General features: G+C 63.1%; 25 protein-coding genes. 16 read left to right on the top strand and 9 right to left on the bottom strand.

Going from position 1 to position 25,897, the window contains the following annotated elements:
* The first annotated feature begins 160 nt into the window (after positions 1-160).
* From QTJ18_RS18455 to QTJ18_RS18425, 7 genes are all read left to right on the top strand, one after another.
* Entirely contained in the window at positions 161-1,348 is a 1,188-nt protein-coding gene (locus QTJ18_RS18455; protein ID WP_252752580.1) for a Gfo/Idh/MocA family protein, read from the top strand.
* Between the two features lie 117 nt (positions 1,349-1,465).
* Positions 1,466-2,839 carry a GH1 family beta-glucosidase gene (locus QTJ18_RS18450; RefSeq protein WP_252752581.1) on the top strand — a complete coding sequence of 458 codons (1,374 nt, stop codon included), beginning with the start codon at positions 1,466-1,468 and terminating at the stop codon, positions 2,837-2,839.
* Between the two features lie 93 nt (positions 2,840-2,932).
* Positions 2,933-3,706, top strand: coding sequence for an EAL domain-containing protein (locus QTJ18_RS18445; RefSeq protein WP_252752582.1), 774 nt, complete (start codon positions 2,933-2,935; stop codon positions 3,704-3,706).
* Between the two features lie 306 nt (positions 3,707-4,012).
* Positions 4,013-5,053, top strand: a complete 1,041-nt coding sequence (locus QTJ18_RS18440) for a methionine ABC transporter ATP-binding protein (protein ID WP_252752885.1) — start codon at positions 4,013-4,015, stop codon at positions 5,051-5,053.
* Positions 5,043-5,711 (top strand): methionine ABC transporter permease, encoded by a 669-nt coding sequence (locus QTJ18_RS18435; RefSeq protein WP_252752583.1) that lies wholly within the window; start codon positions 5,043-5,045, stop codon positions 5,709-5,711. Before QTJ18_RS18440 ends, QTJ18_RS18435 begins: the two co-directional genes overlap by 11 nt.
* 40 nt (positions 5,712-5,751) lie before the next feature.
* Positions 5,752-6,531 (top strand): MetQ/NlpA family ABC transporter substrate-binding protein, encoded by a 780-nt coding sequence (locus tag QTJ18_RS18430; protein ID WP_252752584.1) that lies wholly within the window; start codon positions 5,752-5,754, stop codon positions 6,529-6,531.
* A 342-nt stretch (positions 6,532-6,873) separates the two neighbouring features.
* The gene (locus tag QTJ18_RS18425) at positions 6,874-9,006 is read left to right on the top strand and encodes a putative bifunctional diguanylate cyclase/phosphodiesterase (RefSeq protein WP_252752585.1); all 2,133 of its coding nucleotides are present in this window, start codon (positions 6,874-6,876) and stop codon (positions 9,004-9,006) included.
* A 132-nt stretch (positions 9,007-9,138) separates the two neighbouring features.
* On the opposite strand, the gene trhO is transcribed toward QTJ18_RS18425, so the two are convergent.
* The 3 genes from trhO to QTJ18_RS18410 all read right to left on the bottom strand — a co-directional run bounded on the left by trhO (position 9,139) and on the right by QTJ18_RS18410 (position 11,587).
* Positions 9,139-10,086 carry an oxygen-dependent tRNA uridine(34) hydroxylase TrhO gene (gene trhO / locus QTJ18_RS18420; protein WP_252752586.1) on the bottom strand — a complete coding sequence of 316 codons (948 nt, stop codon included), beginning with the start codon at positions 10,084-10,086 and terminating at the stop codon, positions 9,139-9,141.
* A 123-nt stretch (positions 10,087-10,209) separates the two neighbouring features.
* Entirely contained in the window at positions 10,210-11,115 is a 906-nt protein-coding gene (locus QTJ18_RS18415) for a CHAD domain-containing protein (protein WP_252752587.1), read from the bottom strand.
* The gene (locus tag QTJ18_RS18410) at positions 11,090-11,587 is read right to left on the bottom strand and encodes a CYTH domain-containing protein (protein ID WP_252752588.1); all 498 of its coding nucleotides are present in this window, start codon (positions 11,585-11,587) and stop codon (positions 11,090-11,092) included. The genes QTJ18_RS18415 and QTJ18_RS18410 overlap by 26 nt, the downstream gene beginning before the upstream one ends.
* A 162-nt stretch (positions 11,588-11,749) precedes the next feature.
* Between QTJ18_RS18410 and QTJ18_RS18405 the strand changes: the two genes are divergently transcribed.
* The 4 genes from QTJ18_RS18405 (at position 11,750) to QTJ18_RS18390 (ending at position 14,319) form a co-directional block, all read left to right on the top strand.
* A complete protein-coding gene (locus QTJ18_RS18405; protein ID WP_252752589.1) occupies positions 11,750-12,388 on the top strand; it encodes a 2-dehydro-3-deoxy-phosphogluconate aldolase in 639 nt (212 codons plus the stop codon).
* Between the two features lie 66 nt (positions 12,389-12,454).
* Positions 12,455-13,165 (top strand): tellurite resistance TerB family protein, encoded by a 711-nt coding sequence (locus QTJ18_RS18400; RefSeq protein WP_252752590.1) that lies wholly within the window; start codon positions 12,455-12,457, stop codon positions 13,163-13,165.
* Positions 13,166-13,420: 255 nt separating this feature from the next.
* A complete protein-coding gene (locus tag QTJ18_RS18395; protein ID WP_252752591.1) occupies positions 13,421-14,116 on the top strand; it encodes a GNAT family N-acetyltransferase in 696 nt (231 codons plus the stop codon).
* Positions 14,113-14,319: a hypothetical protein gene (locus QTJ18_RS18390; RefSeq protein WP_252752592.1), complete on the top strand. Its 207-nt coding sequence runs from the start codon at positions 14,113-14,115 to the stop codon at positions 14,317-14,319. Before QTJ18_RS18395 ends, QTJ18_RS18390 begins: the two co-directional genes overlap by 4 nt.
* Positions 14,320-14,334: 15 nt before the next feature.
* Here the strand turns inward: QTJ18_RS18390 and QTJ18_RS18385 are convergent, their stop codons facing one another.
* From QTJ18_RS18385 to QTJ18_RS18375, 3 genes are all read right to left on the bottom strand, one after another.
* Entirely contained in the window at positions 14,335-15,396 is a 1,062-nt protein-coding gene (locus tag QTJ18_RS18385; RefSeq protein WP_252752593.1) for a nickel/cobalt transporter, read from the bottom strand.
* Positions 15,390-16,031, bottom strand: coding sequence for a DUF1007 family protein (locus tag QTJ18_RS18380; RefSeq protein WP_252752594.1), 642 nt, complete (start codon positions 16,029-16,031; stop codon positions 15,390-15,392). The genes QTJ18_RS18385 and QTJ18_RS18380 overlap by 7 nt, the downstream gene beginning before the upstream one ends.
* A gap of 77 nt (positions 16,032-16,108) precedes the next feature.
* On the bottom strand, positions 16,109-17,014 hold the full coding sequence (locus QTJ18_RS18375; protein ID WP_252752595.1) for a LysR family transcriptional regulator: 906 nt from the start codon (positions 17,012-17,014) through the stop codon (positions 16,109-16,111).
* A 526-nt stretch (positions 17,015-17,540) separates the two neighbouring features.
* Here QTJ18_RS18375 and odc2 point away from each other — a divergent pair.
* From odc2 to QTJ18_RS18350, 5 genes are all read left to right on the top strand, one after another.
* Positions 17,541-18,674, top strand: a complete 1,134-nt coding sequence (gene odc2, locus QTJ18_RS18370) for an ornithine/lysine decarboxylase (RefSeq protein WP_252752596.1) — start codon at positions 17,541-17,543, stop codon at positions 18,672-18,674.
* Positions 18,675-18,761: 87 nt separating this feature from the next.
* The gene (locus QTJ18_RS18365) at positions 18,762-19,388 is read left to right on the top strand and encodes a GNAT family N-acetyltransferase (RefSeq protein ID WP_252752597.1); all 627 of its coding nucleotides are present in this window, start codon (positions 18,762-18,764) and stop codon (positions 19,386-19,388) included.
* 338 nt (positions 19,389-19,726) lie between these two features.
* Entirely contained in the window at positions 19,727-20,419 is a 693-nt protein-coding gene (locus tag QTJ18_RS18360) for an OmpW/AlkL family protein (protein WP_252752598.1), read from the top strand.
* A 523-nt stretch (positions 20,420-20,942) separates the two neighbouring features.
* The gene (locus QTJ18_RS18355) at positions 20,943-22,034 is read left to right on the top strand and encodes a serine hydrolase domain-containing protein (protein WP_252752599.1); all 1,092 of its coding nucleotides are present in this window, start codon (positions 20,943-20,945) and stop codon (positions 22,032-22,034) included.
* 85 nt (positions 22,035-22,119) lie between these two features.
* A complete protein-coding gene (locus QTJ18_RS18350; RefSeq protein WP_252752600.1) occupies positions 22,120-22,815 on the top strand; it encodes an SDR family NAD(P)-dependent oxidoreductase in 696 nt (231 codons plus the stop codon).
* A gap of 42 nt (positions 22,816-22,857) precedes the next feature.
* Here the strand turns inward: QTJ18_RS18350 and QTJ18_RS18345 are convergent, their stop codons facing one another.
* From QTJ18_RS18345 to QTJ18_RS18335, 3 genes are all read right to left on the bottom strand, one after another.
* Positions 22,858-23,844, bottom strand: coding sequence for a WD40 repeat domain-containing protein (locus tag QTJ18_RS18345; protein ID WP_252752601.1), 987 nt, complete (start codon positions 23,842-23,844; stop codon positions 22,858-22,860).
* Positions 23,844-24,953: a CobW family GTP-binding protein gene (locus QTJ18_RS18340; RefSeq protein WP_252752602.1), complete on the bottom strand. Its 1,110-nt coding sequence runs from the start codon at positions 24,951-24,953 to the stop codon at positions 23,844-23,846. The genes QTJ18_RS18345 and QTJ18_RS18340 overlap by 1 nt, the downstream gene beginning before the upstream one ends.
* A 107-nt stretch (positions 24,954-25,060) precedes the next feature.
* Entirely contained in the window at positions 25,061-25,852 is a 792-nt protein-coding gene (locus QTJ18_RS18335; RefSeq protein ID WP_252752603.1) for a creatininase family protein, read from the bottom strand.
* Positions 25,853-25,897 lie beyond the last annotated feature (45 nt).

The raw sequence follows: 25,897 nt of genomic DNA, 5'->3' as shown, positions 1-25,897 counted from the left end.
CCCATCCCCAACCCCTCCCCGCAAAGGGGGAGGGGTTTGACCCGGCCGCCGCCGATGCGATTGGCGGAGACGGTGCCGCCCGATGTCTCCTCCCCTTCGTGGTGGAGATGGCGGCAGCCGGAGGGGGAGCTTACGGCGATCTATCGAGAAGGAGATTTTCATGACGATCGAAGCCAGCAAATCCGAACAGAGGGTCGCCAAGATCCGCTTGGGCATGGTCGGCGGCGGCCAGGGCGCCTTTATCGGCGCGGTGCATCGCATGGCGGCCCGGCTGGATGACCATTACGAGCTCGTCGCCGGCGCACTGTCCTCGACGGCCGAGAAATCCATGGCCTCGGGCCGGGCGCTCGGCCTTGATCCCGAACGGTGCTACGGCTCCTTCGAGGAGATGGCGGAAAAAGAGGCGGCGCGTGCCGACGGCATCGAGGCCGTCTCCATCGTGACACCCAATCACGTGCATTTCGCCGCCGCGAAAGCCTTTCTCGAACGAGGCATCCATGTGATCTGCGACAAGCCGCTGACCTCCAATCTCGCCGATGCAAAGGCTTTGAAAGAGGTGGCGGACAAGGCCGATGCGCTGTTCATCCTCACCCATAATTATACCGGCTATCCCATGGTGCGCCATGCGCGCGAACTGGTGCAGGAGGGTGCGCTCGGCGATATCCGCCTGGTGCAGATGGAATATCCCCAGGACTGGCTGGCGGAACCGGTGGAAGAGACGGGCGCGAAGCAGGCGGTCTGGCGCACCGATCCGGCCCAGTCGGGGGTGGGCGGTTCGACGGGCGATATCGGCACCCATGCCTATAATCTCGGCTGCTTCATCTCCGGCCTGGAGCTCGATGAGCTGGCTGCCGATGTGCATACTTTCGTTGCCGGCCGCCGGCTGGACGACAATGCGCATGTGATGCTGCGCTTCAAGGCCAAGGCCGAGGGAAGGCCGGCCAAGGGATTGCTCTGGTGCAGCCAGGTGGCGACCGGCAATGAGAACGGCTTGAAGGTCCGCATCTACGGCACCAAGGCCGGCATCGAATGGACGCAGGCCGACCCCAACTATCTCTGGTTCACCATACTTGGTGAACCGAAGCAGCTGATCACCCGCGGCGGGGCCGGTGCAGGCGCGGCGGCGGCGCGGGTCAGCCGCATTCCGAGCGGTCATCCGGAAGGCTATCTCGAAGCCTTCGCTACCATCTATTCCGAAGCGGCAGCGGCGATAAATGCCAGGAAGACCGGGGAGGCTGTCGACCCGGCCGTCGTCTATCCCACCGTCGACGATGGGGTGAAGGGCGTCGCCTTCGTCACCGCCTGCATCGAAAGCGGCAAGCAGAACGGCGCCTGGGTCAAGCTGTGAACCGGGTCTGGCGGGCGGCGCTCACCGCTTCCCGCCGCCCTTGCTTTGCGATAGAGCGTGGCGAAGCGCCGGTCTCGCGCCGCTGCCGAACTCGCTGATTGTTTGAAGGCTTTATCGATGGTCGACCCGAAAACCCTGGCAGCTCGCTTTCCCGGTGATTTCCTGTTTGGCGTGGCAACGGCCGCCTATCAGATCGAAGGCGCCACCAAGGAGGATGGTCGCAAGGCCTCGATATGGGACGCCTTCTCGGCAATGCCGGGGCGGGTGTTCGAGCGGCATAATGGCGATATCGCCTGCGATCATTATCACCGGCTGGAGGCCGATCTCGACCTGATCCAGGAGATGGGGGTCGAAGCCTATCGCTTCTCCATCGCCTGGCCGCGGATCATTCCCGAAGGCTTTGGCCGGATCAACGAACCGGGACTGGATTTCTACGACCGGCTGCTGGACGGCTGCAGGGCGCGCGGCATTAAGACCTTCGCCACGCTTTACCATTGGGATCTGCCGCTTGCTCTGATGGGCGATGGCGGCTGGACCGCGCGTTCCACGGCTCACGCCTTCCAGCGCTATGCCAAAGTGGCAATGGCTCGCCTCGGCGATCGGCTGGATGCGGTGGCAACCTTCAACGAGCCCTGGTGTTCCGTCTGGCTCAGCCATCTGTATGGGATCCATGCGCCCGGCGAACGCAATTTGGAGGCGGCCCTCCATGCCATGCACTTCACCAATCTCGCGCATGGGCTCGCGGTGGAGGCCATCCGCCACGTGGCGCCGAAAGTGCCGGTCGGCCTGGTGCTGAACGCGCATGCGATCGTGCCCGGCTCCGACCGTCCTTCAGATCGGGCTGCGGCGGAGCGCGCCTTCGACTTCCACAATGGAGCCTTCTTCGATCCGGTGTTCAAGGGCTGCTATCCGGAAAGCCTCGTCTCGGCCCTCAGCGACCGCATGCCTGCGATCGAAGACGGCGACATGGAGATGATCAGCCAGCCGCTCGACTGGTGGGGCCTGAATTATTACACGCCGATGCGCGTCGTCGACGATCCATCGCCGAAGGCCGAGTTTCCGGCCACCCAGCCGGCGCCCTTCGTCAGTCCGGAAAAGACGGATATCGGCTGGGAGATCTTTCCCTCCGCCATGGCCGATCTCGTCGCCGATCTCTACCGGCGCTACGAGCTGCCGGAATTCTATATTACGGAAAACGGTGCCGCCTATAATATGGGCGTCGTCGATGGTGAGGTGGACGACCAGCCGCGCCTCGATTACTACGCGGCGCATCTCGCCATTGCCGCCGATCTGGCCCGTGACGGTTACCCGCTCAAAGGCTATTTCGCCTGGAGCCTGATGGACAATTTCGAATGGGCCGAAGGCTACAGGATGCGCTTCGGCCTCGTGCATGTGGATTACGAAAGCCAGATCCGCACGGTCAAGAAAAGCGGCGAATGGTATCGGGCCCTGGCGAGCGAGTTTCCAAAGGGTAACCATAAACCCGTCTGAGGCTCATTTTTTCCCATGATTGTACGCTGCCGGGTATGTCCGACGGCGTACAATGCCTTATGTCATTTGCAACCTGAAGATGGAGATGTTGCAATGGCGGTCACATGCGCGGGATGTCGTGACGGACAGGCGTTCGAAGTACCTTTCTCGATGGCCTTCCAGCCGATCGTCGACCTTTCGCGGGGAAAGACCTTTGCGTACGAGGCGCTGGTGCGTGGCGCCGAGGGGCAGGGCGCCTACCATGTCCTATCGGCGGTCAACGAGGCCAATCGCTACGCCTTCGACCAGCAGTGCCGTGTGCGGGCGCTGGAGCTTGCGGCAAAGCTGCTGACGCCATCCTCCGACGAGCTGCTGTCGATCAATTTCATGCCGAATGCGGTATACGAGCCGCGCGCCTGTATCCGCCTGACACTGGCGACGGCGGAGCGGCTGCAGTTCGATCCGCAGCGCATCATCTTCGAATTCACCGAAAGCGAACGGGTCGATACCGATCACCTTCTGTCGATCCTGAAGACCTACCGGCAGATCGGCTTCAAGACGGCGATCGATGATTTCGGCGCCGGCCATGCCGGCCTCAACCTGATTGCCCGCTTCCAGCCCGATATCGTCAAGCTCGACATGGATCTGATCCGCGATATCGATAGCGACCCGATGCGGCGGATCGTGGTCAAGCACACGCTGGCCATGCTTGAGGAGTTCGGCGTCACTGCGGTCTGCGAAGGAATCGAGACGGATGGCGAGCGGCAGGTCCTGCAGGATCTCGGCGTCGATCTGTTCCAGGGTTATCTGTTCGCCAAGCCTGCCTTCGAGGCCTTTCCGGCACCCAGATGGCCGGATGCAGCAGAGAATGAGTTGGCGGCGCGATAAAAATTCCGGCACTGGCGAATTTCGGGAATATCATTTCTCGGCTTTCGCAATAGCCAATGCGATAAGGCCTGCATCTTGCCGCTGCCGGTGTGAACACCGGTCAGCCCATGCGAAAGGGATGTGTCAGGGATGTTGAAACGGCGTTCAATGCGTCGAATGTGCTGCTCTCACTGAGCCACGCCCTGATTTGCGCCGCCGCGGCGGCTCCCGAACAACGAGATCTCCATGCAGTCCATCCCTGAACCTTTGCAAACGGCGCAGTCTGCCGCGTCCGTATCCGCCCGTCCGGATGTGACGGCGCCCGCCATGGTGGCCTTCCAGGCCGTCACCAAGCGATTTGCCGATCGTGGCGGCCAAGGCGAGTTCGTTGCCCTCGCCGGCGTCGATTACACAGTGCCGAAAGGCGCCATCACCGGCATTATCGGCCGTTCCGGCGCCGGAAAATCGACCCTGATCCGGCTGGTCAACGGGCTGGAAAAGCCCAGTTCCGGCCAGGTCCTGGTGGACGGCGTCGATGTTGCGGCGCTGACGGAACGCGGGCTGCGGGATCTGCGCCGGGAGGTCGGCATGATCTTCCAGCATTTCAACCTTCTGTCATCGCGCACCGTCTTCGGCAATGTGGCGCTGCCGCTGGAGATTGCCGGGCTGGACCGGCAGGCGATCAAGGCGCGGGTTGCACCGCTTCTGGACCTTGTGGGTCTGGCGGACAAAGCGGGCCGCTATCCGGCGGAGCTTTCGGGCGGGCAGAAGCAGCGTGTGGGCATTGCCCGGGCTCTGGCGACCGAGCCCAAGCTGCTCCTCTCGGACGAAGCGACCTCGGCGCTCGATCCGGAAACCACGCAGTCCATCCTCGACCTCATCAAGCGCATCAATCGCGAGCTCGGTCTGACCGTGCTTCTGATCACGCATGAGATGGAGGTGGTGAAGACCATTGCCGCACAGGTGGCCGTGATCGACAAGGGCGCAATCGTCGAGGCCGGCCATACATTCGATGTCTTCACCCGTCCCGTGCATGCAACCACGCGCGCGCTGCTCTCGGGTCTGCCGGGGACCAAGCTTCCCGACGCCATTGCCAGGCGGCTGAAACCCGCAGCCGGTGCGGGAGACCGCATTTATACACGCCTGACCTTCTTCGGCGCCACGGCGGAGCAGCCAATCATCTCGCGTCTGATCAGCGAGCTTGGCGCGGAGGTCAATATCCTGACCGGAACGATCGACGAGATTGCCGGAGAACCCTATGGTTCGCTCGTCATTTCCTATCCGGCCGATGCCGCGGTGCTGGAGCGGGCAAATGCCTTCTACCGGCAGACGGGTCTGTTGACGGAGGTTCTCGGCTATGGCGCCTGACATGCTTTTCGCGCTGCTCTACAAGGCGCTTGTCCAGACGATCCAGATGGTGGCGGTGGCCGGCGTGATCGGCACGCTGATCGGCCTGTCGATCGGCATCTTCCTGGCGACGAGCGGCAAGGGCGAACTCTTTGCAGCGCCTATGTCCAACCGCATCGTCGGGCTGATCGTCAATGCGACGCGGTCGACACCCTTCATCATCCTCGTGGTTGCCATCATTCCCTTCACAAGGCTCGTGGCCGGCACGTCGATCGGCACCAGTGCCGCGATCGTGCCGCTGACGATTGCGACCATTCCCTTCATTGCCCGTCTGATCGAGGCCGCCATCCGCGAGGTGGATCAAGGTCTTGTCGAGGCGGCGCGCGCCATGGGGGCCAGCCGCTGGCAGATCGTCAGCAAGGTCCTCGTCGCGGAAGCCATGCCCGGCATCACGCTTTCGCTCACCCTGACGCTTGTCAGCCTGATCGGCTACTCGGCCATGGTCGGCGCTGTCGGCGGCGGCGGACTGGGCGATCTCGGCATCCGCTACGGCTATCAGCGTTTCATGCCGGAAGTGATGCTGGCGGTCGTCGTGGTGCTGATCGTCCTGGTGCAGGCGGTGCAGAGCGCCGGTGACAGCCTCGCGCGGCGTTTCGACAAGCGCACCCGCAAACCTTGAATTCTGCCATTTCCTCGTTTCTTTCACAGGAGAAAGACCCATGAAGACACTTCTTCTCGCAACGTCGCTGGCTGCGCTTCTTGCTGCCGGTTCCGCTTTCGCTGAAACCATCAAGATCGGTGTCACGCCCGGCCCGCATGCGCAGATCATGGAACAGGTGAAGACGGTCGCCGCCGAAAAGGGGCTGGACCTCGATATTCTGGAATTTTCCGATTACGTCGTACCGAACCAGGCTTTGGCGGATGGCGACCTGCAGGCCAATTCCTTCCAGCACCAGCCCTATCTGGACAACCAGGTGAAGGATCGCGGTTTCGATCTCGTCAGCGTGGCGCAGACCGTCAACTTCCCGATGGGCATCTATTCGAAGAAGGTGAAGAGCCTCGACGACTTGAAGGACGGCGCCTCCATCGCGATCCCCAACGATCCGACCAATGGCGGCCGGGCGCTGCTGATCCTCGCCGACAAGGGGCTCATCAAGCTGCGGCAGGAGGCGGGCCTGAAGGTGTCGCCGGCGGATGTGGTGGACAATCCGAAGAACCTGACATTCGCCGAACTGGATGCCGCCCAGCTGCCGCGCGCCCTGGATGACGTGGACGCGTCCGTCATCAACACCAATTACGCCCTGGAAGCAGGGCTGGATCCGGCCAAGGACCCGATTGCCCGCGAGGGCGAGAAGGCTCCCTACATCAATGTCATCGCCGTTCGCTCGGCAGACAAGGATGCAGCATGGGTGAAGACGCTGGTCGAGGCCTATCACAGCGCGACGATCAAGTCGTACATCCAGACACAGTTCAAGGGCGCCGTGATCGCCGCCTGGTAATCATTGCCGGCCACTGCCTCGTGGCCAATGCCTCGTGGCCAATGCCTCGCGGCCATTGCCTCATGGTCATTGTCTTGTGGCGATGGTTGGCCGCGATGCCCGAAAGGCGGTTCTCGAAAGGCAATCGTCGAAAGACCGTTACCGACCGGTCGTCATCCGGGCCTTCCGCGCGCTTCAGCGGGAAGGCCCGGATGCATGGTACAACCTGTAAAGCCCTGTTAAGGGGATCTGAACGGTTGCACCCTATAGATCAGGGACCAGTAGGGTTCTTGTATGCGGTTTGTCGCTTCTCATCTGCAGCGGTCTGCGGCAACCGTTGATCGTCGCTCCGCGGTGCGATCAATGGTGCTCATCTTCGCCGCTGTCATGGTCTGCGTCTGCGCGATGGTGTTCACCGCGCTGGACCGCGTTGGCCATTATGCGAACGAACTCGATGAAAGCCGGTCCCGCGAAGCGGTCAGCGGCGCGCTTTTCACCTTCCGCGAACAGCTCTCCGCCACTTTGCATGATTATGCCGCCTGGGATGATGCGGCAGACAATGCCTATCGGACACGGGATGTCAGCTGGCTGGACCGCAATTTCGGCGATACGACGGCCGAAAACAGCCTGTTCGACGTCTCCGTCATCCTCGATCATTCCGGTCGCCCCGTCTCCGCCTATTCCGAGGGGAAAAAGCTCACCGCATCGCTGGAAGGCTATGTGACGCCCGATGTCTGGACGCTGTTCGACAGCGTGCGGTCGGGATCCGGCAAGGATAGCATGGAAGCGGCGGGCTTCGTCACGACATCCAAGGGCATAGCCGCGGTGGCCGTCGGGCTGATCCGCTTGCGGTCGGACGAACGGGCGGCGGCCCTGGCGGAAAGCCGCTATGTCATCTTCTTCCGGCATCTGTCTGAGGTCACGATCTCGCGCCTGTCCAAGGCCTATGTCCTGTCCGGCCTGGTTCTCCTGCCGACATCCGAACTGGCCTCGCATCTGGTGCCGATTTTGAGCCCCACCGACCGCGTCATCGCCGGCCTGTCCTGGCTGCCGCGTTCGCCGGGCGATGCAAGCCTCGCGCAGGTGCGCCCGCTCGTCTGGTGCGCCGTCGCCATGATCGCCATCTACATGCTGCTTCTCTTCGTCAGCGGCAATCAGGCGCTGGCCCGCCTCAGCGCCGACGAGACGGCAGCGCTGAAGCTGGCGATGACCGATCGACTGAGCGGGCTTGCCAACCGCGCCGGCCTGTTTGCCGGATTGAGCGATCTGGTGGAGCGGGCGCGGACAGAGCGCAAGGATGTGGCACTCCTCTATCTGGATCTCGACGGGTTCAAGGAGGTCAACGATGCCTATGGCCATGCCACCGGCGATGTGCTGATCCGCAGCGTCTCGGCGGGCCTGCGGGTGCTTGCAGGACCCGACCGGGTCCTCGCGCGGCTGGGCGGCGACGAATTCGCCATCGCCTTTGTCGGGCACGACGTGCACAAAGCCGCGGCCGAACTGTGCGAGGCCATTCTCGATTTCCTCGGCGAGCCCTTCACGATGGGCGAACGCGTGGCGGTGATCGGCTGCAGCATCGGCCTGTCCGTCACCAAGAAGGGCGTGGTTCCGAGCGAGGAACTGATCCGCCGGGCCGACATGGCCATGTATTGCTCCAAGGAGGAGGGGCGGGGTCGCTGGACCCTTTACGATCCGTCGATGGACGAGGAGCGCGAGGAGCGCAATCTGCTCGAGATCGATCTGCGGGCAGCCATCGACGCGCAGGAGATCACCGTCGTCTTCCAGCCCATCATCGATGCGAAGAGCCTTACGATCCACGGCGTCGAGGCGCTGGCCCGCTGGAACCGCCACGGGGTCGGCCCGGTCTCACCCGATATTTTCATTCCGATCGCGGAGAGCACCGGCCTGATCGATCTGCTCGGGCTTTGCGTGCTGCGCTCGGCCTGCGCAGCATTGAGCGCCTGGCCGGATCTGGCGCTTTCCGTCAACGTCTCGCCCGGCCAGTTCCGCGATCCGGCCTTTGTCGGCCGGGTTGCCGAAGTCTTAAAGGAAAGCGACATCTCGCCCTCGCGGCTGACGCTCGAGCTGACGGAGACCTACTTCATCCAGAACCCGGCGCGGGCGCGCCGGACGCTGGAACTCTTGCGGCAGACCGGCGTCAAAGTGGCGCTTGACGATTTCGGCGCCGGCTTTTCCAGCGTCGGCTATCTGCGCCAGTTCGGCTTCGATCGCATCAAGCTCGATCGCTCGCTGGTGGAGGAGGTGGCGCATAGCGGCCGGGCGCTCGAAACCCTGCGTGCCACCGTTGCACTGGCCCGCTCGCTGGACCTTCCGGTGACGGCCGAGGGGGTGGAGACCGAAGCCCAGGCCCATCAGTTGCGCCACGCCGGCTGCGACAGGCTGCAGGGCTATCTCTTCGGCCGGCCGATGGATATCGAGGGAATAGACGCGCTTCGCTATGCCGGACCGCTGATGAGCCTGCCCCAAAGCGCTTGAAGAGAGCGCTTGAAGATCGCTTGCAGAGCGCCTGAAGTTCCCGTGACAGGCGACGAGGAGGATTGCCGCCCGGCGCTGCGGCCTGACCGATTGCGCTTGCGGCCTGTCGCTCGCGGCAGACGGCGGAAGGGATCAGGAGCCGAGGTGCTTGGCGCCCCGCTTCCGGGCCAGTTCGATCTGGCGCTGGCGCTGGCGGTAGCGCTCACGATCCTCTTCGGTGCGGCTGTCGAAGCAATGAGGGCATGAGACCCCTTCCTCGAAGGTCGGCGCTGCGCGATCCTCCGGTGTCAGCGGTTCGCGGCAGGCATGACAGAGGCGATGATCGCCCTCCTTCAGGCCGTGCGTCACCGATACGCGTTCGTCGAAGACGAAGCAGGCGCCCTCCCACAGGCTCTCTTCTTCCGGCACCGTCTCGAGATATTTCAGGATGCCACCCTTCAGGTGATAGACATCCTCGAAACCCTGTTCCTTCATGAAGGCGGTCGCCTTCTCGCAGCGAATGCCGCCGGTGCAATACATGGCGATTTTCGGCTTGTTGTGCAGCCCGCCATTGTTCTTCACCCAATCGGGGAATTCGCGAAAGGTCTTGGTCTTCGGATCGATCGCGCCCTTGAAGATGCCGATGGCCGTCTCGTAATCGTTGCGGGTGTCGATCACGATGGTTTCAGGATCCGAAATCAGGGCGTTCCAGTCCTTCGGCTCGACATAGGTGCCGACGATGCGGTTGGGATCGATATCCTCGACCCCCATGGTCACGATCTCCTTCTTCAGGCGCACTTTCATCCGCAGGAAGGGCATTTTCGACGCCCGGCTCTCCTTGTGTTCGAGAGCGGAAAATTCCGGCTGCGCCCGCAGATAGGCGAGAACAGTGGCAATTCCGGCATCAGAACCGGCAATCGTGCCGTTGATGCCCTCACGGGCGAGGAGAAGCGTCCCCTTCACGCCCTGTTCGTCGCAGAGCGCCTGCAGCGGATCGCGCAGGCTTGCAAAACGCTCCAGCCGGGCGAAATGATAGAGCGCGGCCACAAGATAGGTGCCGGCCGAAGTGCCGGTGCGGGAAGCGGTGAGGGTGTCGGTCATGGGCGGGGAAATACCGCCAAACGGCCTGCAAGGCAACGAATTTTGATGGCTTCGCCCGCTTTGACGATCGTCAAGGATTTCGGGTGGGGCGCTCTGGGGAGCGGCGGGCGAGATCTCTGCCAATCAGGCGGCTTCGGCCCACAGAATTTCGATCAGGCGGCCCTCTTGTCTGGAATCCTCGGCAAAGACCTGTTGCGCCAGTTCCAGGGCCTCCTGCCGCAATGCCTGCTGGCGGGAAATGATTGCGGCGATCAGGGTGGCCAGGGTCTCGCTGCTGCCGAACTGGTCCGGGTTCTCGTTGACGGTCTCGGTCAGCACGCTCAGATCGTGCTCATGGCCCAAAAGATCGACCAGATGCTTGGCCTGCGCGTGTTTGGCCAGCATTGCCGAGGGCCAGAGATCCTGCAGAAGCGACAGATGCATCCAATAGACCTGGCCGCGCTTGCGCAGATCGTGAAAGGCCTCGGCATCATGGCTGTCCAGGCAATGGGCGAGCGCCTGGCATGCCTTGCGATGCTGCCTGGTCCAGACCTTGCCCATGCGCTTGGCGGTCCGGCTCTTGCCATCATCGACATCGAGGGAGGCAAGGACGGCGCGGGCGGCCTGGCAGGTTTCGATCGCATGGGCAATCTTTTCGGGCAGGTCCTGCTCTTCGCCGGCAATCCGATCGCGCCGTTCCATCAGCCCGCGCGCCGCCTGCGACAAGGCCGAGAATTCATCGGCAGAGGCGGCCCGACCGGCCAGGTAATCAACCGTTTCCACGAGAGCGGTGGCATCCCTTACCGTGGAAAGGGTTTTCGCCATGATCCGGATGCGCTCATTCTCCTGCTTGCGAAAGGCCCGGGCATCCGGTTCGACCAGACGGTAGAGCGCGCGCAGGCGCTTGAACCGCTTGCGGGCGGCGTGAACGGCGGCATGCGGGCCCTCGGGCTGATCCGACAGCGAGGCGACTGCCCGGTCGATCTGCTTGCGGGCGACGGAGCAGAATTCCTGCGTGAAGGGCTTAGACGGCCGGATGCGATAGGCCATTCACGATCTCCTTCGAGGCGGTTTCCGTTGCCATGGCCATGTTCGAATAGCGCCGGTCGCCGGTGACTTCGGCGCCGATCCAGGACGGAATAGACGGCTGCTGGCCTTCATGGGTGAGCTCCACCTCGGCAAGGACCAGACCTTCATAGGCGCCGTGGAAGACGTCGATCTCCCAGACAAGCCCGTCGACAGGCACGTTGTGACGCGTCTTCTCGATGATGGTGCCGATGCTGGCGCGGATCAGTTCCTCTCCGTCGGCAAGCGGAATCTCGTATTCATATTCGTCGCGCGAGAGCAGATCGCGGCCGATCTTGATCGTCAGAAGGGCCTTTGACTGATCGCGCAGGCGGATGCGCAGGCTGCGATCCTCCCCGATCGTCACATAGCCCTGCCGCAATTTGGCAGAGGAGGTGACATGGCTCGTCCAGCCGTCCGAGCGGACAAGAAACTTGCGTTCGATCTCTTTCGCCATCCACTCTCCCTGATCGCTCGCCTGCCGACGATGATGATGCATTATAGTCATGAAGCGGCTCGTTCATGCAAGCAGGCGCGCGCCCTCTCGACAGGAATGCCGCATCGCGCTATCTCAGCCGTATTTAAATCGTTTCAATTCGTCGACATGCGGAGGTTGATCATGAACACCAAGACCGAAAGCCTGCTTTCCATCCTGAAGCTGCAGCCGGTCGTGCCGGTTCTGATCGTCGAGGATGCGGCATCGGCCGTTCCGCTGGCGCGGGCGCTGGTGGCCGGTGGACTGAAGGCGATCGAGATCACGCTCCGGACGCCGGCGGCACTCGACGCCGTCAAGGCTGTGGCCGAAGAGGTCGAGGGGGCGCATGTGGGCGCCGGAACCATTCTCAACGGCCGCGATTTCGACGCCGCCGTCAAGGCAGGCTCCACCTTCATCGTCAGCCCGGGCATTGCCCCCGGCGTCTTGTCGGCTGCCGGTGGTTCTTCCGTACCGCTTTTGCCGGGTGCCGCAACCGCAAGCGAGGTGATGACGCTGCGCGAGGCCGGTTACGAGGTGTTGAAGTTCTTCCCCGCCGAGCAGGCCGGTGGCGCCGCCTATCTGAAGGCCCTGTCCTCGCCGCTTGCCGGCACCGTCTTCTGCCCGACCGGCGGCATTTCCCTGACCAATGCCAGAGATTACCTGTCTCTGCCCAATGTCGTCTGCGTCGGCGGATCCTGGGTGGCCCCGAAGGACAAGGTCGCGGCAGGCGACTGGGATGCCATCACGAAACTGGCATCGGAAGCGGCGGCCCTGAAGATCTGACTGCCTTTGTAATTTCGCCCGGCCTTCCTATCTGTCTCCCTGACACCAACAGGGAGACCACCGTTCATGTTCGACGCCAAGAAGCTTCTCGATCAGTTCCTCGGATCGCAGATCCCGGGGCTTCCAGGATCAGTCAAGGATCGCGCCGGCCAGATGAGCGGCTATGCCCGCAGCAATCCGATGAAGACGAGCGCGCTTGCCGCCGCCATCCTCGGCACCAAGACCGGCCGCAAGCTTGCCGGCAATGTCGCGACCCTCGGCGGCGTTGCGGCCATAGCCGGGCTCGGCTACCTGGCCTACAAGAACTATCAGTCGGGATCCAAGCCGCAGGCGCTGCCGCAGGGCCTGCCGCAGGATACGGCCGCACTCGAGCCGCCGGCCGATTCCCCCTTCCATCCGCAATCGCCCACGCTCAGCAATGATTTCGCCTTGACGCTGCTGCGCGCCATGATCGCGGCCGCCAAGGCGGATGGTCATATCGATGCCTTCGAGCGGCAGAACATCATGCAGAAGGTGCATGAAGTGGATCTGGGCGCCGAGGCGGAGGCCTTCCTGGCAAAGGAACTGGCCGATCCGATCGATCTCGACGCGCTCGTGGCTGCCGGCCGCAGCGAGGAGCAGCGGGTGGAGATCTACACGGCGTCGCGCCTCGCCATCGACCCGGATACCCGCGCCGAGCGCGGCTATCTCGACCTTCTGGCCGGCCGCCTGAAGCTGCCGGATGCACTGGTGGACCATATCGAGGCCACGGTTTCCTCGGCCAAGGTCTCTCTTTGACGCAAGCGAAGCACCGCGGACCAGGTGCCGCGGGCAAGGTGCCAGGATCAGGGTGCCTCGATCAGCGTACGTGGATCAGGGTCCTGCGTTGCGGGCGGCGATTGCCTTTGTGCGCCGGCTCCCGTAATCCTCCTGTCATTGCATCGCGAGAGCGGCCCTGCCGGCTGCGGCAATGGCCGGAGCCGGGACGAAGGGCGTATGAGGGGGAAATGGGGGAGTACGAAGAGGATATGGGGGAGTATGAAGGGGATATGAATGCGTGATCTTGCCGATTGGAGAGCCTGCCCGCCACCAGGGCCGGTGCGGCTGGAAGGCCAGTATGTGATTGTCGAGCCCTATGAGCGGGCCGTGCATATCCGCACCCTCTGGGAGGCCTTGGGCGGAGCGGAGGGTATCAACGACCTCATCCGCTATTTTCCGAATTCCACCTATAAGGCGCCGGAGGAACTGGCCGACTGGATCGAGGATGCCAATCGCCGGCTCGGTTTCGTCACGCTTGTCTTTCGTGACAAGGAGGATGGCGAAGTGGTGGGCATGGCAAGCTATATGCGGCCGGATCCGGCCAATGGCGTCATCGAGGTCGGCTCCGTCGCGCATGGCGCCGCCATGAAGCGCTCGCCGCTGTCCACCGAGGCGCATTACCTGATGGCGCGGCATGTCTTCGAGGATCTCGGCTATCGCCGCTACGAGTGGAAGTGCCACAACGAAAACGAGCCGAGCAAGGTGACGGCGCTGCGCTACGGCTTCACCTTCGAAGGCGTGTTCCGCCAGCACATGATCTCGCGCGGCGCCAATCGCGACACCGCCTGGTTCTCGATGATCGACAAGGAATGGCCGCTTCTGGGCAAGGCCTTCGAGACCTGGCTGTCGCCGGATAATTTCGACGCTCACGGCCATCAGATCCGCCGGCTGCAGGATATTCGCGCCGCCCTGCAGGCCGTGCCGGCATGAGCGACCGTTCTGCCCGTTCCGCCGCCATCGCCGCGGCCGTCATCATGGCCGGCTTCATGCTGCTGTTCTTCGTCATGCCGCGCATCATGGTGTGGCTTGGCGATTACTCTCCCTGGTTTGCCGGCGGCTTCGGCCTTCTGGCCGTGCTGTCCTTCTTCCTGGTGTTCTGGCTGCGGGCCAGGCACCAGCGCCGCAAGCTTTAGGCGGGGGAAGAAGGCTTACCAGAGGGTCTGGAGATTGCCGCTCTGCAGCGAGGCGCCGAGCAGGGCGAGACCGACCAGCAGGATGAAGAGGGCGCCGAGCAGCTCGATTGCAAGGCTCAGGCGATGGCCGAGCCGCGATCCCTCGCCGGCAAAGCGCACCGCCAGATCCTTGGCGGTGACGGCAAGGATGGCGAGGATGGACACGGTGATGGCGGTGCCGAGCGACATTGCGAGCACCGACAGTCCGCCGGCAAGATAAAGCCCGTTCAGAATGGAAAAGCTCATCACCAGAATGGCGCCGGAGCAGGGTCGCAGGCCCACCGCGATAATCGCCGACCAGGCCTCGCGGGTGCTGAAAGTGCTCGCCTGCAGGGCGCCGGGATCCGGAATATGCAGCGTGCCGCAATCGGCGCAATAGCTGCCGGGCGCAAGCCCCTCGTGATCGTGCCGGGTCACCTCCACCGCTTGGAAGGAGAGGCCGGTCGGTCCCGCCCCGGGCGTGGCAGCGCTCAGGAAGGGCAGGTTCGCGCCCCGCGGGCGCAGCGCATAGAGCTTGCGCAAAAGCAGCCAGGCGCCGAACAGGGCCACGAGCGCGAAGCTTGCGATTTCCATGGCCCAGGTGGCGCGGGTCATGGTGATGCCGGTGCCGCGCAGGACGAGAAAGGCGGCGGCCACCAGAGTTATGGCCGCGGCGCCCTGCATCAGGGCCGAAGACACTGAAATCAGGATGCCGCGCTTCAGGGCCGTCTCATTGGCGATCATATAGGACGAGATGACCGCCTTGCCGTGGCCGGGACCTGCGGCGTGGAAGACGCCATAGGCGAAGGACAGGAGGACGAGGCCTTTCAGGGCAGCCGGATCCTCCCGCATGGCGCGCAGTGCGCCGGTCAGGGCCCTGTAGAAGGATTGCTGATAGGCATTGATCCAGGACAGGAAGGGGCCGAGAACACCGCCGGTATCGAAAGCCGGCTCGGCCGCTCCGACGCCGAGCGGCGATTGCGCATGCGCCGCAGCTGCAAGCGCCAGCAGAAGGAGGAGGGCAAGGGGAAGCCGGCGAATGTGAAGAAACCCTAGCATGTCACCTCGAGCTTGGTGGCAAAGAGCTTCGTCATATCGGTGCCGGTCGGATCGTTGAAGAAGGCCGCGGTCAGCGAATCCTTGTTCTCGGCGATCACCTGGTCGGGATCCGGCCGGACCACCCGGTGGCTGCAGGCTCCAAAGGCCTGGCCCTGCGGCACCAGATCCGAATCACTGGGGAAATCGATGGCGGTATACATGGAGGGGTCATAGATGCCGAAGGTCATCTTGCCCTTCAGATGCAGCGGCTTTTGCGGCTTGACGGCGAAAAAGGCGAGGATCTGCTGGTCCTGATACGTCACGTGGATCGCATCGGGCTTGGCAATGGCCAGGTTCTTGCCGTCCTCGGTGATGGTGGTGAAATAATGGAAGTCGGCAAGCGAGGTGCGCATGGTTTCGCCCAGTTCCGCAAGCTCGTGCTCATCGAGCTTCAGATCGGTGTTCTTGTCGAAATCCAGCAGCACGCTGGAGGAGAAGATCTCGTCGAACCGCCAGACATTGCGAAGCTCCGTCACCATGCCGTTCGCATCGGCCAGCACTTCCAGACGCGCCTCCACGAAAACATGCGGATGCGCCAGGGCCGGCAGGGGAGCCAGACCGAAAAGGCCGGTCACGAGCCATCTGTTCATCCGCATGAGTGTTCCTTGACGGGGTTCTTGAAGCGATTTGCGGCTCTGGTCTGTCCTGAAAATGGGACCAAAGTTCGGCATGCTCACTCCGTCACCGGCGGCGCACGGCGAAACCAGGCGGACAGGAAATCGACAAAGACGCGCACTTTCGCGGGCAGGTAGCGGCGATGCGGATAGACGGCGTAAATGCCGCGATCCTTCAGGATGTAATCGTCGAACAGCGTCACCAATTCGCCGGACTGGATGAAGGGGAGGGCGATGAAATCGGGCACCATGGCCACGCCGAGGCCTGCTCGCGAAGCGCGAAGCGTCGCCTGCGGCGTGTTGACCTCGAGCGTCCCGGTGACGGGAACGCTGAAGGGGCCGCCGTCGGGATCCTGGAAGCGGATATTGTTGTGGGAGCGCAGGTTGGTGTCGATGATCACCGGCTTGCCGATCAGGTCCTGGGGATGATTGAGCGGCGCGTGGCGGGCAACATAATCCGGCGTAGCGCAGGCATAGACGCGGAAGTCGCAGATCTTGCGGGCGATCATCCCCGAATCCTCGAGCTTGGTGATTCGAATCGCCAGGTCGAATCCTTCCTCGATCAGATCGACGAATCGGTCCTCGGCGGCAATATCCAGGAAGACATCCGGATGGGCCTTGGCAAAATCGATCAGCGATTGCCCCACCTCCGCATCGATGAAGGTGCGCGGCACGGAGACCCGCAACCGCCCCTTCAGATCGGCATTGTTCTCCCGCACCAGATCGGCGAGATTATCGATCTCCTTGAGAATGTCGGACGCCGTGCGGAAATAGGTATGTCCTGCCTCCGTCAGCGAAAATTGCCGGGTCGTGCGGTTCAAAAGCAGGGCGCCGAGATCGTCTTCCAGCTCCCGGACATATTTGGAAAGCAGCGCTTTCGAACGGCCGGTGCGCCGGGCGGCGGCGGAAAAGCCCTCCGCTTCCACCACATCGATGAAGGCGCGCATGCGCGTCAGTGTGTCCACACGAAAGCCCCTTTTTTGTTCACAGGTCCTAGGTGAAGGCTCCGCCGGGGATGCGCAATTCAAAATTTGCGGTTCATCCAAAAAACCACTTGATTATGACGGGCGATGCACTTATTTCCGGGGCTGCCCAAAGTCGCACGTGCCTGTGGGTGTCCGCCGACCCTCGAATTGGTGAGGGCAAACGGTAAGGTACCTGGAACTAACCCCTCCAGTCGCTATTCCGGCCAACCGGGAAATGCGAGGACATCTTGAAGCAACGACGGTGCGGGCCTTTCTGGTCTCTGCAGGCTTTCCATCAGCTTGCAATACTGAAGAGGCACACCATCATTGCCGGAAGTGCGGTTGGGTTCATCCCTCCAATCCATGGCAGACAAAGCCGGATCAAAGCTCTTGGCAGGGCGTTGGTTCACTATACGCGCTCTCAGGCGTGATCGAGGCACCGGGATTTCCACCGGCCGGGCTGCGATCTCCTGTCGATGCGCCTTTGTCCTCCGGTTCGCCGGAACATGCTTAAGGGATTGCACCGATGACCACTGCTCGTATTCTCGACTTTCTCCGCACTGAGCGCCCGGAAGGCCCTTGCCTCGTCGTGGACCTCGATATCGTGCGCGACAATTTCTCCGCCTTCCGTCATGCTCTGCCGGACAGCGCCATCTATTATGCGGTGAAGGCCAATCCGGAGCCCGCAATCCTCAAGCTGCTCGCCGCGCTCGGCTCGAGCTTCGATTGCGCCTCCGTGGCCGAGATCCAGATGGCACTGGCTGCCGGCGCCACGGCGGACCGCATCTCCTACGGCAACACGATCAAGAAGGAACGCGATATTGCGCGTGCCTTCGAACTCGGCGTGCGCCTATTTGCCGTCGACAGCCATGAGGAAGTCGAAAAGCTGGCCCGCGCAGCACCGGGCGCACGCGTTTTCTGCCGTGTCCTGACCGATGGCGAAGGCGCCGAATGGCCGCTGTCGCGCAAGTTCGGCTGCGTGCCGCAGATGGCTGTCGATGTTCTGGTCTATGCGCACCAGCTCGGCCTGGAATCCTACGGGGTTTCCTTCCATGTCGGTTCGCAGATGACCAAGGTCGACGCCTGGGATTCGGCCCTTGCCGATGCCAAGCGGGTCTTCGCACAGCTCGCCAAGCAGGGCATCGTCCTGCAGATGGTGAACATGGGCGGCGGCTTCCCGACCAAGTATCTGCGCGACATCCCGTCGGCGGAAGAATATGGCCAGGCGATCTTTGCCGCACTGCGCAAGCATTTCGGCAATAATCTGCCCAAGACGATCATCGAGCCGGGCCGCGGCATGGTGGGCAATGCAGGTGTCATCAAGGCCGAAGTGGTCCTGGTGTCGAAGAAGTCGGACAATGACGAGCATCGATGGGTTTTCCTCGATATCGGCAAGTTCGGCGGCCTGGCCGAGACCATGGACGAAGCCATCCGCTACCCGATCCGCACTGTGCGCGACGGCGATGCCATGGAGGCTTGCGTCATTGCCGGTCCGACCTGCGATTCGGCGGATGTGCTCTATGAGAAGAACATGTATCCGCTGCCGATCACGCTGACGGTCGGCGACGAAGTTCTGATCGAGGGCACCGGCGCCTATACGACGACCTATTCGGCCGTCGCCTTCAACGGCTTCGACCCGCTGAAGGCCTACGTCATCTGATCATGCCTGGCTCCGGTCACCGGCCGGAGCCGCTCCACCCCTGATTGTCTGTGCCGCTTGAACGGTTCTTAAGCTTCGGAGGCCAAGATGGCCGCTGTTCTTAACGCTGTGCGCGCTCTGTTCGCGCCGAATACCTATGTCATTTCCGAAGAGACGCCGGCTGATGTCGTGGCCCGGGAAAACCTTCTCGATCGCGCCATGGGCCGGGACCGCCGGAAGAAGTCGTCGGAAAAGCTTCGCCGCGGCCGCGTGCCGGCGGCCGGCCTCGCCCTGGTGGCCCGCGATCTGCAGGGCCATGTGATCGGCACGGTGCGGCTGTGGAATGTCGAAGCCGGGATTTCCGCCTCCGGCCGGCCCGTGGAAGCCCTGCTGCTCGGCCCGCTGGCCGTCGACCAGGCGCATGAAGGCAAGGGAATCGGCGGGGCCCTGATGCGCGCGGCGATCGCCGAAGCGCGGGCGCGCGGACATGGGGCGATCCTGCTTGTGGGGGATGCGCCCTATTACGAGCGATTCGGCTTCTTTGCGGAAAAGGCCCAGCATCTCCTGATGCCCGGCCCCTTCGCCCGCGACCGCTTTCTGGCGCTCGAACTGAAGGAAGGCTGGCTTGCCGGTGCTGCCGGCATGCTGGTCGCCAGCGGCCGCAAGCTCTCCCGCGCCGTCCCGCGTGCCTTGCCGCGCAACGAGCCGGGCGCCTTGCCCCGCCGCGCCGCCTGATGTCCGCCCGCGCTACTCCTGCATGCGCCCCTCCTGCTGCGCTACTCCTGCGCCCCTCTCTGCCTGACGGCGAGGGGCGCCCTCGCGTGTGCCGTGCCGAGACTCCACTCTCCCACTCCGGACCTTGCGTATAGGGCTCCGGTGCCAGGCACGGGTGCCGGGACCTGTGGCGGGAGTGCGTGCAACTGTGGCTTTTGTGCACTGTATTTTCGGGATTTGATGAATTCCCTGCTGCCCTTGACCATCGTCAATCGCTGTTGATCAGGATCAACCGCCGGCCCCGGCGCCTTGGCTATCCTCCCTGCATTCATTGGCTAATGTTTTGCAAGGAGAGTGACATGATCAAGAACGGGCCAGCCCTGGGGGCTTTGCTGGGTGCGGCAACAGTTCTTCTGTCGGGGCAAGTTCACGCTGCGGATATGGCGCCGCTCGCGCCCGCACCGGCGGCGGAAGAGGCGGTCGCTGCCTCCAAAAGCCCCTGGCAGATCCGCGTGCGCGCCCTAGGCGTCATCCCGAATGACGAGGGTTCGGTGAACGGCGTTGCCGGGTCCGACCTGCAATATTCGAATTCCATCACGCCGGAACTGGATATTTCCTACTTCTTCACCGACAATATCGCAGCTGAACTCATTCTCGGAACCACCAGCTCGAAGATTTCCGGCGCCGGTTCGCTGGCCGGGGTGAATGTCGGCAAGACCTGGATCCTGCCGCCGACGCTGACGCTGCAATATCATTTCGACGATTTCGGCGCCTTCAAACCCTATGTCGGCGCGGGCATCAACTACACCTTCTTCTACAATGAGACGGAAAAGCCGGGCTTCAGCAATCTGAAGGTGGATCACCATGTCGGCGCGGCGCTGCAAGTCGGCTTCGATTACATGATCGATGACCATTGGGGCCTGAACGTCGACGTCAAGAAGCTCTTCCTCGAAACGGATTGGAGCGCCAATCACTCGACGCTGGGGCCCTTGTCCGGCAAGGCCAAGCTTGATCCCTGGCTGATCGGCGCCGGTGTGACCTACCGCTTCTAGAGCAGGTCCAGCAAAACTGCGTCGGCGGTTTTGCAACCGGACTGCGCGAAGACAGAGAGATAGAGCATTTCGGGTGATCCCGTTTTCACCGGAAATGCTCTCCAGGTCGCGACGGTTCGAGCCTCTCCGGTCCAGACCGTCAAATCTGGATCTGGCTCGGACATCGGAGCGGGTCTGTCGGCAGATGCGGCTCAGATCCTCGCCGTCCCGCTTTGCAATGCCTGCGGTCATGCGGAGACGTGAACCCGGTGAAATAGGGGGCCTTGCGGGGGGCGGGCCTACCTCGCTGAAGAATTGTCCGGATGGGGGCGTTCGGGGCCGTGGCTGGCTTCTTCAGGTGAGGGGAGGGACGGGGATCGGCGCCTGGCTGCGCCGGTCTCCGTCTCGCAAACCCACTCCGGCAGGCGGTTTCCCCGGCGGATGATCGTCCCGAACCGTCACACCCTTTGGTCCCGGTTTCACAAGGCCGTGACATCGCGCCTGCAGATGTGGCGGCTTTTGCTGGAGAGTCTATCTCTAGGACATGCTGACACGACGATCCTTTTCCCTCTCTCTGCCGCTCACCCTGTCCCTGCCGCTGACCGCTGCCGCACCCGCCATCCTGGCCGCGCAGGAGCCGCCCGCCCCTGGCGCCGGGTCGGACCCCGGGCCGGAGCCTGCCGCGCCACAGGCCGAACCATCGCCGCCGGCCCCGAGCCAGACCCTGGCGGATACGCTTGCGCGGGGCGAACGGCTGCCGCCTTTGAAGGCGGTCATCGTCAGCCGGCAGGGGGAGCGCCTGGCCGAGCGCGGCTATCACGGCCACGCGCCGTCCGATTCCACCAATATCAAATCCGCCTCCAAATCGATCATATCGGCCATGGTCGGCATGGCCATCGAGCGCGGTCTGCTTGAAGGGGTCGACCAGCCGGTGGCGGATCTTCTGGCGGCCGACCTGCCGGATGCACCGGATCCGCGGCTGAAGCGGGTGACGATCGGCCATCTTTTGTCGATGCAATCCGGGCTGGAGCCGAGCTATGCAAGGCTGGTGGCCAGCCGCAACTGGGTTCGGTTCACGCTTTCGGATGATTTCGTAACCGATCCGGGTGGCCGGATGGTCTATGCCACGGCCTCGACGCATCTCCTCTCGGCCATCCTGACAAGGACCGGCCGGAAGCCGACCCTGAAGCTCGCCCAGGAGTGGTTCGCGCCGCTTGACGGTTTTCGCATCGGCTCCTGGTCGCGCGATCCGCAGGGCATCCATATCGGCGGTAACCAGATGGCCATGACCAGCCGCTCGCTGCATGCGTTCGGCGAACTCTATCGGCGAAACGGCAAGACCGCGGAGGGCGTCCAGCTGGTGCCGGAGGCCTGGATTGCCGAGTCGTGGAAGCAGCGCACGAGTTCGAAATATTCCGGCGATGGCTATGGCTATGGCTGGTTTCTCAAGACCATTGGCGGCGAAGAGGTCCGGTTCGCCTGGGGCTATGGCGGCCAGATGCTCTATATCGTTCCGAGCCTGGGTCTGACCGTCACCATGACCTCGGAATCGGATTCGCCCTCGGCCGCCAATGGCTATCGCGACCGCCTGCACGCCCTGCTGTCCGATATCATCGGCGCCGTCCGTCAGGCATGATTGTCCGGGACCGGCGAGGCCTCGTGTTTAGCCATGGTGCCATTCCGGTCTTTACAGCTCCTCCACCTCGCCTATCTCAGGACGCATGAAACACGCTATCGTCACAGGTGGTGCCGGCCTTATCGGCACGCAGATTTGTCGCTCGCTGCGGGCGGCGGGCTATGCGGTTGCCTCCTTCGACATGAAGGATACGGCGCAGGACCTGCAGGATTCAGGCGTTCGCCACATCTTCTGCGATGTCGGCAACGAGGCCTCCGTCATCGGCGCCTTTGCCGAGTTGGGCTGGGAAAGCCTGGATCTGCTGGTGAACAATGCCGGCATTGCGGGTCCCGCCAATGGACCCATTGCGGAGCTTTCGCTGGAGGCATGGCGGCAGGTCACCGATAGCCACCTGACCGGTGCTTTCCTGATGACCCGCTCGGCCGTGCCCCTGATGGGCGAGGGCGCCAGCATCGTCAACATGACCTCCACCCGAGCCTTCATGTCGGAGAAGCAGACCGAAGCCTATGCGGCATCGAAGGGCGGGCTGGTGGCGCTTACCCATGCGCTTGCCGTGAGCCTCGGCCCGGACATCCGCGTCAATGCGGTTGCGCCGGGCTGGATCGCGCAGGAGGATGCGGATCTGCGGCCCGAGGATCATGCCCAGCATCCGGCCGGGCGTGTCGGCCGGCCGGCGGATATCGCCGACGCCATTCTCTACCTCTCCACCGCCGCTTTCACGACCGGCCAGGTCCTGGTGATCGACGGCGGCATGTCGAAGAAGATGATCTACACGGAGTAGCGGGCGTCCGGTGGGGAATTCCACCCACCGGCCGAAATGCCATTACGCCGAGATGTCGATCACGCCGCAATCGCCGGCATCGGAGCCGAAGGCGACAAGCTTGCCATTGCTGCTCCAGCTCATGGCGGTGATGGCGCCCTTGCCGGGCCGGCGGAGGATGGCTTCCTTGCCATCGGCCAGCCTGACACCGAGAATCATGCCATCGACAAAGCCGATCGCCAGAACCTCTTCGGCCGGGTGGAAGGCAACGCAGGTGGCCATGATATTGGCCCGCGTGCCGAGCTCCAGAGGCGCCTTGCCCATCGGCCCATCCTTGGCGGAAAAGGGCCAGACAATGGCCGCCGGCGCGCCGGAGGTTGCCAGCCACTTGCCTTTCGGCGACCAGGAATAGGATTTGACCTTGGCGGGATAGCCGGTCATGCGCATGTGACGCGCTTCGCCGGCCTTGCCGTCCAGCTTCCAGCCATGCAGGGCGTTCTCCTGCATGGTGGTGACCAGGAAGCGCCCGTCCGGCGAGAAGGTCACGCCGTTATGGGCGCCCTTCCAGTCCAGATCGGTGAAGGGGGCGCTGGTATTGACCCAGTGCAGCGAGACGCCGTTGTAGCGTGCCGCGGCAATCCGCAGGCCCTTCGGTGCAAAGGCAAGCGCCTCCACCGTGCGTTCCTCGGCAAATTCCTTCACAGTGCCATCGGCGAGAACCACAACGCTTGCCTTGCCGGTGGCATAGGCCACCGCGCCCTGCGGACCGCCGGCCAGAACCTGGATCCATTTGCGGGGCGCCTCGGCAATCTGCCTTGCGCTTCCATCGGCGGCAATGCGCATGACCTTGCCGTCTTCGCCGCCGGACAGCAGCGAATTGCTGAACGGATCCTTGATGCAGGTCAGAAGGCCGTCATGCGCCTCGGTAACCTTTTCGCCATTGTCCAGCCGGCGGATCTCGCCGGAGGCCTGGGAGAAGAAGGGCACGTCGCCGAGGAAATGCGCAGCGACGACATGACCTTCCAGATCGAGCGGGGCAACCGTCGGCATCAGGCTTGGTCTGCCTGGCAGGCGAGGAAGCTCTTTTCAATCTTCTCGCGGTCAAGATCGCGGCCGATGAAGACGAGACGGCTCTCGCGCTTCTCATCCGGCTTCCAGGCGCGCTGGTGATCGCCCTCGATGATCATGTGGACGCCTTGCACCACATAACGTTCCTCATCGCCCTTGAAGGCGATAATGCCCTTGAGACGGAGAATATTCGGCCCGTCGGTCTGGGTGATCTTCTGGATCCAGGGGAAGAACCGCTCCGGGTTCATCTCGCCGCCCCGCAGCGAGATCGACTTGACCGTCACATCGTGAATGGCAGACGGCGCGGCATGGTGGTGATGCCCATGATCGTGCCCGTGATCATGATCATGGTGATGATGGTGGTCGTGGCCGTGGGCGTGATCGTGGTCGTGATGGTCGCAGTCCGGGCCGCAGACATGGTCTTCATGCCCATGCTCCAGGAAATGCGGATCGTTTTCCAGCGCACGTTCCAGGTTGAAGGCACCCTGGTCGAGAACGCGGGCCAGGTCCACGCCGGAACGGGTCGTCTTGTAGATGCGCGCGGTCGGGTTGATGGCGCGGACGATCTCCTCGATCAGGGAAAGCTCCTCGGGCGTCACGAGGTCGGTCTTGTTGACCACGACGACATCGGCGAAGGCGATCTGGTCTTCCGCCTCGCGGCTGTCCTTCAGGCGAAGCGGCAGGTGCTTGGCATCCACCAGCGCCACAACGGCGTCGAGCTCGGTCTTGGCGCGCACGTCGTCATCCATGAAGAAGGTCTGGGCGACCGGTACGGGATCGGCAAGGCCGGTGGTTTCGACGATGATGCCGTCGAACCGGCCGGGCCGGCGCATCAGGCCTTCCACCACGCGGATGAGGTCGCCGCGAACGGTGCAGCAGACGCAGCCATTGTTCATTTCGTAGATTTCCTCGTCGGATTCGACGATCAGATCATTGTCGATGCCGATCTCGCCGAATTCGTTGACGATGACGGCGTATTTCTTGCCGTGGCTTTCGGAGAGGATGCGATTCAGAAGCGTCGTCTTGCCGGCGCCGAGATAACCGGTCAGAACGGTCACGGGAACGGGCTTCTGGGGGGCGGTGTCGGCCATGGGAACCTCCGGACGGTGGGGCGCTGCGAGGACGTGAAGGTGGCAGCGGTTGGCGTTCATATAAGGCCATCGCTGCAGCAGTTCAAAGGCTTTCGTATGTTATAAGATCACACGAGGTCTGCGGGATCGAAGCGGTGCACGTCGTCGAAGAGTTCGAGCAGGCCTGTCACCGCATGCGTCAGCAGCTGCTCGCCGCGTTCGGCGGTGGCCGCATTGGCCCTGCCGGCAACGCCCTTCGGGTTCAGATCCCGCATCTTCCAGCCGAAGGCATGCGGCCCATAGGCCCGCAAATGCCGGAAGGTTTCGGCAAATTCAGCCTGGCGCGAGGAAAAGGCCTCGGCCTTTTTCATATCCACAAGCTCGGGATGAAGGGCCAGCATGACCGAGGTCTCGATATCGCCGCCATGGATATCGAGGGCCTTCTCGCTGGCGTCCATCCAGCCGGGGGGCAGGCCGAATCGCGTCCAGCTGGTGGCGACCGCCAGCATGGAATGGCGGATGCGCGCCTCCGTGGCGACAATGGTCATCAGGGGCGAATTGCCGCCATGGGCGTTCAGCATCACCAGCTTGCGAATGCCGAGATCGGACAGGCTCTCGGCAATCGCCAGCCAGCGATTGACCGCCTGTGCAAAGGTCAGCGTCCGGGTGCCCGGCACATCCATGTGCTCCACCGAATAGCCTGTGCGCTCAACCGGCAGGAAGGTGAGCGGCAGGTCATCGGGCCTTGCGGCGATCAGCCGGTTCACCAGGCCGGCGGCAATCAGGCTGTCGGTTTCGAAGGGAAGGTGGGGGCCGTGCTGCTCATGAGCGCCGAGCGGCAGGACGGCGATCCACTGCGACCGTTCGCCGGGATCGAGCTTCAGGTCGTTCTCGTAAAAACGCGGTCTCGGCTGTTGCATCTTTCCATCATCCGGATCTGGTATAAGGATAGCCTCGCCGGAAGC

Origin of the sequence: Rhizobium sp. SSA_523, from assembly GCF_030435705.1 — a bacterium.
Lineage (GTDB): Bacteria > Pseudomonadota > Alphaproteobacteria > Rhizobiales > Rhizobiaceae > Neorhizobium.
Note: the sequence above shows the minus strand (reverse complement) of the source record. Positions and strands in the feature narration are given on the sequence as shown.

Excerpts from the sequence above, each read along its gene's own strand:
- QTJ18_RS18455 (WP_252752580.1), top strand. The coding sequence starts at position 161 with ATGACGATCGAAGCCAGCAAATCCGAACAGAGGGTCGCCAAGATCCGC.
- QTJ18_RS18450 (WP_252752581.1), top strand. The coding sequence starts at position 1,466 with ATGGTCGACCCGAAAACCCTGGCAGCTCGCTTTCCCGGTGATTTCCTG.
- QTJ18_RS18445 (WP_252752582.1), top strand. The coding sequence starts at position 2,933 with ATGGCGGTCACATGCGCGGGATGTCGTGACGGACAGGCGTTCGAAGTA.
- QTJ18_RS18440 (WP_252752885.1), top strand. The coding sequence starts at position 4,013 with ATGGTGGCCTTCCAGGCCGTCACCAAGCGATTTGCCGATCGTGGCGGC.
- QTJ18_RS18435 (WP_252752583.1), top strand. The coding sequence starts at position 5,043 with ATGGCGCCTGACATGCTTTTCGCGCTGCTCTACAAGGCGCTTGTCCAG.
- QTJ18_RS18430 (WP_252752584.1), top strand. The coding sequence starts at position 5,752 with ATGAAGACACTTCTTCTCGCAACGTCGCTGGCTGCGCTTCTTGCTGCC.
- QTJ18_RS18425 (WP_252752585.1), top strand. The coding sequence starts at position 6,874 with ATGGTGCTCATCTTCGCCGCTGTCATGGTCTGCGTCTGCGCGATGGTG.
- trhO (WP_252752586.1), bottom strand. The coding sequence starts at position 10,086 with ATGACCGACACCCTCACCGCTTCCCGCACCGGCACTTCGGCCGGCACC.
- QTJ18_RS18415 (WP_252752587.1), bottom strand. The coding sequence starts at position 11,115 with ATGGCCTATCGCATCCGGCCGTCTAAGCCCTTCACGCAGGAATTCTGC.
- QTJ18_RS18410 (WP_252752588.1), bottom strand. The coding sequence starts at position 11,587 with ATGGCGAAAGAGATCGAACGCAAGTTTCTTGTCCGCTCGGACGGCTGG.
- QTJ18_RS18405 (WP_252752589.1), top strand. The coding sequence starts at position 11,750 with ATGAACACCAAGACCGAAAGCCTGCTTTCCATCCTGAAGCTGCAGCCG.
- QTJ18_RS18400 (WP_252752590.1), top strand. The coding sequence starts at position 12,455 with ATGTTCGACGCCAAGAAGCTTCTCGATCAGTTCCTCGGATCGCAGATC.
- QTJ18_RS18395 (WP_252752591.1), top strand. The coding sequence starts at position 13,421 with ATGCGTGATCTTGCCGATTGGAGAGCCTGCCCGCCACCAGGGCCGGTG.
- QTJ18_RS18390 (WP_252752592.1), top strand. The coding sequence starts at position 14,113 with ATGAGCGACCGTTCTGCCCGTTCCGCCGCCATCGCCGCGGCCGTCATC.
- QTJ18_RS18385 (WP_252752593.1), bottom strand. The coding sequence starts at position 15,396 with ATGCTAGGGTTTCTTCACATTCGCCGGCTTCCCCTTGCCCTCCTCCTT.
- QTJ18_RS18380 (WP_252752594.1), bottom strand. The coding sequence starts at position 16,031 with ATGCGGATGAACAGATGGCTCGTGACCGGCCTTTTCGGTCTGGCTCCC.
- odc2 (WP_252752596.1), top strand. The coding sequence starts at position 17,541 with ATGACCACTGCTCGTATTCTCGACTTTCTCCGCACTGAGCGCCCGGAA.
- QTJ18_RS18365 (WP_252752597.1), top strand. The coding sequence starts at position 18,762 with ATGGCCGCTGTTCTTAACGCTGTGCGCGCTCTGTTCGCGCCGAATACC.
- QTJ18_RS18360 (WP_252752598.1), top strand. The coding sequence starts at position 19,727 with ATGATCAAGAACGGGCCAGCCCTGGGGGCTTTGCTGGGTGCGGCAACA.
- QTJ18_RS18355 (WP_252752599.1), top strand. The coding sequence starts at position 20,943 with ATGCTGACACGACGATCCTTTTCCCTCTCTCTGCCGCTCACCCTGTCC.
- QTJ18_RS18350 (WP_252752600.1), top strand. The coding sequence starts at position 22,120 with ATGAAACACGCTATCGTCACAGGTGGTGCCGGCCTTATCGGCACGCAG.
- QTJ18_RS18345 (WP_252752601.1), bottom strand. The coding sequence starts at position 23,844 with ATGCCGACGGTTGCCCCGCTCGATCTGGAAGGTCATGTCGTCGCTGCG.
- QTJ18_RS18340 (WP_252752602.1), bottom strand. The coding sequence starts at position 24,953 with ATGGCCGACACCGCCCCCCAGAAGCCCGTTCCCGTGACCGTTCTGACC.
- QTJ18_RS18335 (WP_252752603.1), bottom strand. The coding sequence starts at position 25,852 with ATGCAACAGCCGAGACCGCGTTTTTACGAGAACGACCTGAAGCTCGAT.